Source organism: Okeania sp. KiyG1 (assembly GCF_014132355.1).
In the GTDB taxonomy this organism is placed as follows: Bacteria; Cyanobacteriota; Cyanobacteriia; order Cyanobacteriales; family Microcoleaceae; genus Okeania.
On record NZ_BLZO01000027.1, the window covers coordinates 23741 to 34406 of the forward strand.

Consider the following 10666-nt stretch of genomic DNA (forward strand, 5'->3'; position numbering starts at 1 on the left):
TTTTAGCCTTTTGGGGTCGAAAAAAGTGCCTAGTTTTCAGCCTAAAACCCTCAAAAAGGAGCGTATTTTAGGCGCATAGTTGGGCAGAAAAATCAAGGGACAATTCTTACTCCTACCTCCTCTAAGTTCCCATTTCTCCCCTCCTGGGAGGGGTTAGGGGTGGGTTGTCTCCTGTCTCCTACCCCCTACTAAAAGACTTTTTCAGCAAACCCTAATTACTTCAATATTCTCCTAACTCCTGTCTCCTGTATCCTGTCTCCTACCCTAATTAGACCTAACAACTGACTTGACAGTTTTTACTTGATTTGGATTCATTGCCGCTTTCGGATAAGCAATACGTTTGTGATTGTACTGTTCCCATACCTGTACAAAAATTTCAGCAACAGTTGACATTTCTGCCCTCGTCAAACCAGAATCAACCAATTGATTATCCTGCCACCGTGCCCGCATAATTTTCTTCACCATCTGTAAAGCATCCTTATGAGTCGCATCTTTAAGCGATCGCAAAGCTGCCTCACAAGAATCTGCCAACATCACAATAGCAGTTTCTCGTGATTGTGGAATTGGTCCTGCATAGCGAAACATCTCTTCCTTAACTACCTTTGCTCCCTTCTCAGCTCTTTGTTTAGCTTGATAATAAAAATAAGCAATCAACATTGTACCCTGATGTTCAGGAATAAACGCCGTAATAGCCTTTGGTAATCGGTGTCTACGAGCCATTACCAATCCTTCAGTAACGTGCTTTCTGATAATTTCCACACTCACCCACGGGTCTTTAATTTCATCATGTTTGTTCGGCCCACCCATTTGATTTTCAATAAATCCCAATGGATCGTGCATTTTACCAATATCGTGATACAAAGTACCCGTTCTCACCAATTCCACATTACAACCAATTGCCCGTGCTGCCGCTTCTGCCAAACTTGCCACAAACAGAGTATGCTGAAAAGTACCAGGTGCTTCCGATGCCAAACGCTTCAACAGAGGGCGGTTAGGATTAGCCAATTCAGACAAACGAATTGGAGTAATCAAATCAAACAAATGCTCCAAATATGGACTCAAACCCAAAGCAACAATACTCCAAACCAAACCAGCTACCGTTTGCAAACCCACCGGACCTGCGATCGCATACCATAGTAATCCTGGTGTTGCACGAACAATCAAATTTGTCAACAAATAAACAGTACCTTGAGTTAATCCTACCCCAAAACCTAACAATGCTTGTTCTTCACGCGATCGCATCTTTTCCGCTATTACACTACCAACAATACCACCAGCAGCACTAGCAAACCAATCTATTTTATCAACATCCATCCCAATAGGCAGTATCACAGAAATTAATCCCACCACTGTTACTCCCATAGTTGAACCATAGAAAGTTCCTACCAATAATCCAATAGCTGGTAAACTGCTCAATGGCACTCTCAAGCTAATCAGCAATGGTGCGCTCAAACTCAAAAGCAACAAAAGTATATTATCTCTGCGCCTAAAACAAGGTTTAAATTGCCTTTCTACTATAACTACTATACCTACAGCTCCACTGACAATCCCCACAAAAACCACCAAACCATGCCAATTCACTGTACGGCGACTTAAGCCAAAATGATCTAGTAACACAAATGCCTTACGGCTAATATTTTTCCCCTTCCTAACAATGACTTCATCCTTTCTGACCTTGTATGTTACTGTTTCAATATCTTGTGCTGCCAGTTCCACTGATTGCTTAGTTCCTTCTGGATCTAGAGATAAATTAGCCTCCAAAGCAGCCTTCAAAACATTAATTGCTAAATCCTCCGCCGCCAGAGGAACTACACCAGTTACTTGAACCTTCAATGCTTTCACCCATTCCTGTTTGGGTAAATTTGGCGATATTCCTTGAGCCAGCATTCGCTCTTTTACATTTTTAATACCTAATTGAGTTTTTTGCCAATCAGTTTCAGACAGTTCTAGTAAAGTAGAATCGTATACCTCATAACCCTCAATTTCTTGCTGTTTAGCCAGAGCTTCTGTTGCGTCTTTGTATAAATCACGAGCTTGTGATACCTCATACAAAACTCTCTCATAGTTTTGAAAAAAACTTCTTTTGCGATAAGTTAATAACTCTGAAATTGCTTGTCGATCTTTACTACTAATAACTATAGAATTTTGACTATTTTCTTGATACTCTGCTAGGATTAATGCCTTACTTAATAATTGATTATTGTCTATCAAATTATTATTGTTACTGACAAATTCTATAGAGTCTATTGACTCTTTAGTTAACATAGAATCAGCAGTTATTCCTGGTTGAGGTCCAGGAGGTCTTTCTTTTAACTCTTCCTCTACTATTTGTTGAATACCCAGCCACTTTTCTTGGGAAATTTGTCGCAGGTGTTGCTGAGTAGCTGTTGATAATATACCTGTATTCACAAATGGGAAATTAACAACTATCTCTCTGATTTGATTACCCAGTGCCAGTATTTCAGCTAATTCTTTATCAACCTTTTGATTCACTGACTCATTAATCATCAACACAGTGATATCACCAAGTCTAGCTGACTTGCGCTGCTCTTCAGTAACTTTATTGTCGGGAACTGTAGCACTTTCCGGAGCCAGGATAGTTTGAGGAGCAACAGTTCCCTCATCTAACTTTGGCTGACTGTAGTAACGTTGACCTATAGTAGCTGTTAGAGATGCTATTGTCAGCACCACTAAAATTGGTGAAGTTGCCAGAGTTGACCAACTCGGTAGTTGTTGTTTTTTCTGAGGCTTCAATAATTTCCCAATTAAATCTGTCAGATGCATATTTCTTGATGTCTACACATCATAGAGTTTTCAATATCCACTAGCTTTGCGTGGGCGAGGACGAATTACGTTGCTGGCAGCAACTGCTGGCACTATATTTTGTGTCATATTGTTTGGGTCATAAACTCCACACCAAACGGCCCAAAGATTTTTGGCCAACTTCAGAATTTCTGCTTCATTTATTCCCAACAGTTCTCCTCCCATTTTTTTTCGCCATTCTACAGGAATTCCAGCAGTACTATTATAAGCTCCTGATAAAGTACCTACTATAGTACAGATTTGAGTTGGCCATTTTGTTCTTGCACCTCGTAATATTGCTAAATTCATATCTTCCGGGGTACTGAGGAAACAGTATAAGGCTAAACAAGTAGGTATGAAAAAAGGACAAGAGATAGAGTTTTCTTGTTGTTCAGAAAATATCTGCTGTTTGGAAAAAGATTTAACATTTTTTGATAACTGAGTTATTGCAGTATCTAAATTTGCTCTCCGGTCGATCAATTGTTCTACTTTTCTTAGTTGCCCTACTAATGGTTCTTTTTCTCCAATATAGTCGATAATTTTGGGTATTATAGTTTTGGGATATAGTTGTTCTGTCAAAGCTTGGGCTATAACATATCCAATTGCTAAGTTACTTGGATTGATCTCTGAGGAATTTTGCCAAACTTTTCCCCATTGCTGTAATTTTTGTTCCAGTTTTAATTTATCTTCGTGATAAAACAAGGTTACTGGCAAACTTGCTATAACTGCATTACTAGCTGTGGGATAAAATACATCATCTTTATCCGTGTAGTTAATATCGGGGTAGTTAATATCAGGCAATTTATTATCAAATTTTTCTGCTTTTTTTGATAATATTTTACCTGACTTGTTTTGCTGCTTTGGTCTTTTTTATTAGCCCAGTTATCTTGCCATTCCCCATAAATTTTCTGCCAATCTTCTTGATTAAATTCCTGATTTCTAATTAAGCTATTTGCACAATTAACTGTAATTTCTCCCCATTTTTGCAATCTTTGTTTCTCTAAATCTAACGGGTAAAATTTATGTTTATTTATCGATCTTTATAATTTTTTCGTTCTTTCTCTATTTGTTGATACTCAAAGTAATAACCTAAATGATTACCTAAAACTGCTCCTAATAAAGCGCCTTGGAATTTGATTAATAGAGAATGCTCCATTATTTATTCATTTCTTTTATAAATTTATTTTTTTATACAGGTAATCAACAGTAGAGGTAAATTTAATCAAGTTAGACTTACAGAAATTTTGGAGTTTATGAGGTACAGAGTTTTACGAGTTTAGGGAATAGGGAATAGATATTAGTATTAAACTGTACCTCACGCTTCCTCAAAAGTCCTGTAAGTTTCATATCTACTTTTTCAGACTAACATTTGTTCAAAACTTATTTAGGGTCGCTATCTATAATTAACTATATTAAATCTTATTATGTCATCTGTAAAGATTTATATTACTACTTATTCTCAAAATAAATGTTTTTTATATGAATCATTTATAGCAGTTTTCATGTTTCATAGAATACAAAAATTTTTGCCTTAAAGGCAGAAGGCAGAAGTTTTGTAGTCTACCTTTGTGAAAACCGCTATAATTCTTGTGACTGGCATTAGATACTGTTTGTCAAAAAAAAGATTAAGTAGGGCGTGTGACAGTAGGCTTAAAATTTATGGTATGGAATGATGGTTAGTTTTACTACCACGCTCTGCTTGATGTGGGAGGTCGCTTCTCACCCTATGTTGTCTAATATTTGTTTGACAAATACTCTCTTAATACTGATACTATTAATAATAGTTATTACTTAATAAATATAATTTTTTATATAAAAGTTTCAACAAATTTGTTTTTCTAATTTTTTGAATAATTATAGTGTTCTATGATCTGAACTACATAGGGTTTGCTGAATAAAGTCTTTTGGTAGGGGTAGGACTCCGAATTTCCTAAGTCATACTCCGCAAACATAATTCAGGAGAAATGGGAATTATACAGGAGGTAGTTGGAAAAATTGTCCCTTGATTTTTCTGCCATAATCATCCCAAAATACTAGCTTTATGCCGCTCTTGCCACCGAAAAGCTGGCACTTTTTTTTAAACCTAATAAGGCTGAAACCTTTATATGTCAATGCTTTGATAGTTAATCAGCAAGCACTACATAGTTATTACTTTAATAATTCATTAAAGTTTACGCTATTTACTAACTATTATTAATTTAATTAATATAGCAGTCGAAGGAAAGGTTAGGACAGATAGAAAGCTTAAAGCTCAGACAAAGCAAGATTTTTCCTTCTTCCTCCTTCTTTCTTCTGCTATATATTTTTTCAAATATAAAATTTCCAGCCATGTTTAGATTTGGAAAATTATTTAACGGATACTTTTTTGAAGATAATTAACTATTGCTTTTAGCCCTAAAATATAGCTTTCTGAACCAAAGCCACTAATCTGACCTACAGCTACTGGTGCTATAAAAGAATGATGTCGAAATTGTTCTCGACGATAAATATTACTGAGATGTACTTCCACCGTGGGAATATTCACCCCAGAAATAGCATCCCTAATGGCAATACTTGTATGAGTATACGCCCCAGCATTAATAACTATGCCTTGGTGTTGCTCACTAGCTGAGTGAATTGCATCCACCAAGACACCTTCATGATTGGACTGTAATACAGAGATTTTTATTCCCAGGGCTTCCGCCTCTTGCTCTAACAGTCCATTTATATTATCTAAAGTTTCAGAGCCATATATTCCTGGTTCTCGCAGACCCAGGAGATTTAAGTTTGGCCCATGTAAAACTAAAATGCTAAACAAATAATTTAAACGTTGAATGATAGAATTATCAGCGACGAGAGCGGTCGTTGACTGGAATAGGAATGAGTTCTGGTTCTGGTTCTGGTTCTGGACCTAATAAAGAATCAACCAGCTTGCGAGTCCATTCCTTTAATTTTTCTATTACCTTGTCAATGAAATCCATCAATATTTTATTCCCGCTGAATACTCTCACCTTTTATAGTGAGGGGTAAGCGGGGCGGGTTCTGCCGCTTCCCTTTTCATACAAAAGTTTTGAAAGATTTTAACAACTTGGCCACAATAAAACAAATAGTCATCGTGGCTTTTATTTGTTTATCTTTACTCTTATATTAACACTATCTTTGCTTTAAGGTTTAAATGGCCATTCAGCAAAGATTAGTTAAGTTGTCTTAAAAAGTATGGACTTTTGTCCATAAGTTGATTTATTATTGTTATTATAATCAAGTCTTTTATGATTGTGTTTTTCCTACAGATAAATATAATTTTCTTCTCAACAGATCGAGAGCTGTACAGGAACTCACTCTTCTAATCCAATCTCTACTGCGTAAAGCACCAAAGCGGTGTTCAAAACTTTCGACCTCACCAGTTATTTTGGCAATGCCAATATAAACTAAACCTACTGGCTTAGATTCTGTTCCACCTCCAGGCCCAGCAATACCTGTAATACTAATTCCCCAGTTACTTCCTAACTTTTTCACCACCCCAGTTGCCATTTGTTTTGCTACTGCATGACTCACAGCACCTTCTGTAGCTAAATCTTCCTGACTAACATCTAACAAAGAAATTTTTACAATATTTTCATAAGCTATAACTCCACCATAAAAATATTGCGAACTACCTGGAGTAGAAGTCAACATACTACCTAAACCTCCACCAGTACAAGATTCGGCCACAGTTAAAGTTTCCCCTGCATCTAACAATAATTTTCCTACTACAGAAGCTATAGAGTCATCATTAATGCCATAACAGTCAACTCCTGCAATATCTCGTATTTTTTGTTCTACAGGCAAAATTAATTCATCTGCTAATTCTTGAGACTTAGCACGAGCAGAAATTCGTAATTTTACCTCTCCAAAATTAGCATAGGGGGCAACAGTAGGATTTTTCATTTCCAACAATGGGGCTACTTTTTCTGCCAAAGCTGACTCTGCAATGCCCCAAAATTTTAATGTCCGACTATAGATAGTTTCACCACACCAACCCTGATTTTGCATATAAGGTACAGCAGTTTCTTGCCACATTAATTTCATTTCGGTGGGAACTCCAGGAAAGGTCATTATTGTGACATTCGGCATTGCTTGCCAAATAATTCCCGGAGCACTACCAATAGGATTAGGCAAAATACTTGCGCCCTCAGGAATTAAGGCTTGTTTCCGGTTGCTGGCAGTCATGGTGCGACCCCGATGGGCAAATTTTTTGGCAATATCTTCTATTATTTCGGGTCTTTCTATCAGTGGAGTATTAAAATAGTCCGCGATGGTGGCCACAGTTAGATCGTCTGGAGTCGGGCCTAAACCTCCTGTGAAAATTAAAATTTGGGAGCGTTGGGTAGCGATCGCTAATACTTGTTTAATTCTTTCTGGATTATCTCCTACTACGGTTTGATAGTAATGAGCTATTCCTAAAGTTGCTAATTCTTGTGCTAAATATTGAGCGTTGCTATTCAGGATATCTCCTAATAACAATTCTGTGCCAACACATATTATTTCTGCAATCATATCAAATAGTCGTCCTAACCTAATTTGATGTTTAATTTTATCGCATTTTTCAAATTAATTAATTACCACAAACTAAAGTTACAGCCATCCTATTTCAGTTGTGAAAAATATATTTTAATTTAGAGAACAAGGAATAGAGAATAGGGAAGAAAATGTATAGCAGTCGCAGGAAAGTTTAGGAAATATCCAAAACTTAAAATTCAGATAACGCCAGATTTTTCCTTCTTTCTTCTTCCTGCTTCATTCTGTTATACTTTTATGCACAAAATGTCAATCTAAAAGTAATTTTTCTTACCTATTTAAGTTGACCATCTAAAGATACAATTAATTTTGCTTGACTACTTACTTTCAGGTTTTATTTAGCGATCGGTCTTAGAGCAATTAAAAAAAAGAATGTTACAAATAATAAGGGGGATAAAAATACTTTATCAAAATAATTGGGTCGCGCAGCCCCGCCTTTTAAGGCGAAATATTTTTGGAGAGTTGCTCAAATCCCCGTTACAAAAATAACTTCTGACTTCTGACTTCGTTAAAGGAGATGTCCCTTTGACTAATAAGATAAGTTACGAACCAATAAATAGCATCGAAGCTATTCATTCTGACTCCTAAAAAATACCCTAGGTATTTGTAGTAAACATTTATCAAATCGGTATAATATTCAACAATTAATTATTAATTCAGGACTTACGCAAATTGACATTTAAAACACCATCTGTAGAGGCGAATGGTATTCGCCCTCACTATATGTATAGTGTCTGCGTAAGTCCTGTAATTATTAAAATTAATAATTACCTCTCCTTGAAAAGAAGAGGATTGATTCAAAGGATTTTTTTTCTCCTTTTTTTCCCTTAAAAGGGGAGGCTTTAAACCTGAATTATTTAATTATTAATTAGGGCTTGCTGATTAATTCTAAAACCATTGAAAAGTAAAGGTTTTAGCCTTCTTGAATGCCCAATTTGTGCGCTGGGAGTAGTCTAAAACCCTCAAAAAGGCACGCATAAAAGGCAAACCTTCGGACAGAAAAATCAACGGACAAAACGCCCGCTCCTACCTCCTCGCTCCCGACCCGTTTCTCCTGTCTTCCCCTCCCCTCCTGGGAGAGGTTAGGGGTGGGTTGGTAGGGGAGGGGCGAGGGGTGGGTTGTCTCCTGTCTCCTCCTGGGAGGGGCAGGGGTGGGTTGTCTCCTACCCTTACCCATAAGACTTTTTCAGCAAACCCTAATTATTCGGTAAGCTAATTCGACGAAAGAGGAAAATTTAAAATCAGGTGTGAGTATTTCCGTGACTTTATACCGGATTTATAGCGGTTTTCCAATAGATAGACTACAGTGGTAAAAGCACTCTTCTACTGCCTACTTCCTGCTCCCTACTCCCTAACCTAAAAAAAATTTGTAGTCTACTTGTCTACTTAAAAAGCGTTTCCTGATGGAAATGCTGTTTGCAGAGTATTCCGGTACGGAAAATGCTGATAGCTAGTTAAATTAATTGCGCTATTAAGATGTCAATAAAATACTTAAGCTGTAAGCATTCAGCTATTAGCCATCAGCTATCAGCAATAAGACCCTGTGCTTAAGGACGAGGTCTAAATGAATTATAGACTTTGGAGCTGACTTTTATAGCAAGATTTTTCTAGCTCAATTAAATATTACTTTCATCACTCACTAAAAGCAATAGCTGAAGTCCGCAGTTCCGACCACAGGAGGCTAGCTGAAGTCCGCAGTTCCGACCACAGGAGGCTAGCTGACGGCTGTTTGCGCAGCAGTCCGCAGGAAATGCTTACCTTAAGCTTGTTTGTGTTTCCAAACTTTCCAACTGGTATAAATAAGTAAACCTGTAGCACTAAAAGCATAAATTGCACCACTAGGAATACCAGAAAAAGCCATAGCTAAACTTCCTACCCAAAGTGTTAATGAATAGATAAAAAAAACTGTCAATCTTTGAGATAAACCAGCATCTAATAAACGATGATGGAGATGGCGTTTATCTGCAATAAAAGGAGATTTACCATTTCGTAAACGGTCTAAAATTACAGCAGACATATCAATAATTGGCACTGCTAATATTAGATATGGCAAAAGAACAGAAGTAACTACAGTAGTTTTTACTAAACCTATTACTCCTACTCCTGCTAAAGTAAATCCTACATAATAAGCTCCTCCATCCCCCATAAATATTTGAGCTGGATTAAAATTATAACGAAGAAAACCTAATGTTCCACCAGCTAAAGCTGCCGCAATTAAAGCTGCTGCCGGTTGATCCATAAATATACTTACAATTAACATCACAAAAGCTGCAATACCAGAAACACCAGCAGCCAACCCATCTACACCATCAATCCAATTAATTGCATTTGCCATCCCCACTAACCAGATAATAGTTACAGGCCAGCTCAGAATATTAATATGTACTAGCCCATAAAAAGGAATTGTCAGAAATTCAATTTGTACGCCTACTATCCAAGCCATACTAGCAGCAATAGTTTGCATGAATAACCGAAATAAGGGAGATAAACCAAACAAATCATCTGCTAAACCAATTAGGAAAAAAGCCAAACCACCAATTGTTACACCCCAGATTTCAAACTCTTTTTCTGGAGGTAAAATATTACCATTAGCATCTATAAATCCTCCTAACCACCAAACAAATAAAAGAGCAATTAAGCTACCAATAAAAATAGAAACTCCTCCCAAACGTACCATAGGCTGTTTATGAATTTTTCGACCGCCTGGACTATCTACAAGTCCAATTTTTAAACCAATTTTGCGGATAATTGGTGTAATTAAAAGTACAACAAAAATTGAAATTATTAAGGTAATCAAATGGTATAGATAATGAGGTATCTGAAGTAATGGGGGTTAAAAGTTAATAAGAAATTATTAATTTGGTCTAGCATTATTAGGATATTTTGCTACTATATAAATAATTGGGTATAGTTATAAAAATACTTTAGTTTTCGAGGGTAGAAATTTAGTCCAAATACCATATATAGTGTATTTAAACTATAGTGCTAAATTAGATATAGCATTTTATGTTGACAAATGAGTTTTTATCTATAATGGTGGAGACATTGTATTGAACGCCTCTACTAATTAATATTGCAATATACAGGTTGGGGATTAAATCTAGTCTTTTAATTTGCTAGTAGCTCAAGACTAGAAATCAATCCCAAATTGGAAGTTACCGATTTACAATACTTATAAATAGGGCTTGCTGATTAAATATAAAAGCATTGACATATAAAGACTAAAGCCTTTTTGGAGCCTTTAAAAAGTGCAAATTTTTCAGCTCTTTATGCTCAAAAAGCTAGTATTTTAGGCAAGACTTGGGCAGAAAAATCATTCTTACAATTC

General features: G+C 36.5%; 8 protein-coding genes. All 8 read right to left on the minus strand.

What is annotated here, in order from left to right:
• Positions 1-264 precede the first annotated feature (264 nt).
• The 8 genes from SAGCYANO_RS03775 to SAGCYANO_RS03800 all read right to left on the minus strand — a co-directional run bounded on the left by SAGCYANO_RS03775 (position 265) and on the right by SAGCYANO_RS03800 (position 10156).
• Complete coding sequence (locus SAGCYANO_RS03775) at positions 265-2784, minus strand: HD family phosphohydrolase (RefSeq protein ID WP_202218860.1); 2520 nt, start codon at positions 2782-2784, stop codon at positions 265-267.
• 30 nt (positions 2785-2814) lie between these two features.
• On the minus strand, positions 2815-3603 hold the full coding sequence (locus SAGCYANO_RS03780; RefSeq protein ID WP_202218861.1) for an ADP-ribosylglycohydrolase family protein: 789 nt from the start codon (positions 3601-3603) through the stop codon (positions 2815-2817).
• Positions 3522-3791, minus strand: a complete 270-nt coding sequence (locus tag SAGCYANO_RS03785) for a hypothetical protein (RefSeq protein ID WP_202218862.1) — start codon at positions 3789-3791, stop codon at positions 3522-3524. Before SAGCYANO_RS03785 ends, SAGCYANO_RS03780 begins: the two co-directional genes overlap by 82 nt.
• 41 nt (positions 3792-3832) lie before the next feature.
• Positions 3833-3958 carry a hypothetical protein gene (locus tag SAGCYANO_RS47290; protein ID WP_255502455.1) on the minus strand — a complete coding sequence of 42 codons (126 nt, stop codon included), beginning with the start codon at positions 3956-3958 and terminating at the stop codon, positions 3833-3835.
• A 1194-nt stretch (positions 3959-5152) separates the two neighbouring features.
• Complete coding sequence (gene aroQ / locus SAGCYANO_RS03790) at positions 5153-5599, minus strand: type II 3-dehydroquinate dehydratase (protein WP_202218863.1); 447 nt, start codon at positions 5597-5599, stop codon at positions 5153-5155.
• Between the two features lie 28 nt (positions 5600-5627).
• Positions 5628-5762, minus strand: coding sequence for a hypothetical protein (locus SAGCYANO_RS47295; protein WP_255502456.1), 135 nt, complete (start codon positions 5760-5762; stop codon positions 5628-5630).
• Positions 5763-6048: 286 nt separating this feature from the next.
• Complete coding sequence (locus SAGCYANO_RS03795; protein WP_202218864.1) at positions 6049-7317, minus strand: competence/damage-inducible protein A; 1269 nt, start codon at positions 7315-7317, stop codon at positions 6049-6051.
• A 1780-nt stretch (positions 7318-9097) separates the two neighbouring features.
• Entirely contained in the window at positions 9098-10156 is a 1059-nt protein-coding gene (locus SAGCYANO_RS03800; protein ID WP_202218867.1) for a glycosyltransferase family 4 protein, read from the minus strand.
• Positions 10157-10666: the final 510 nt, after the last annotated feature.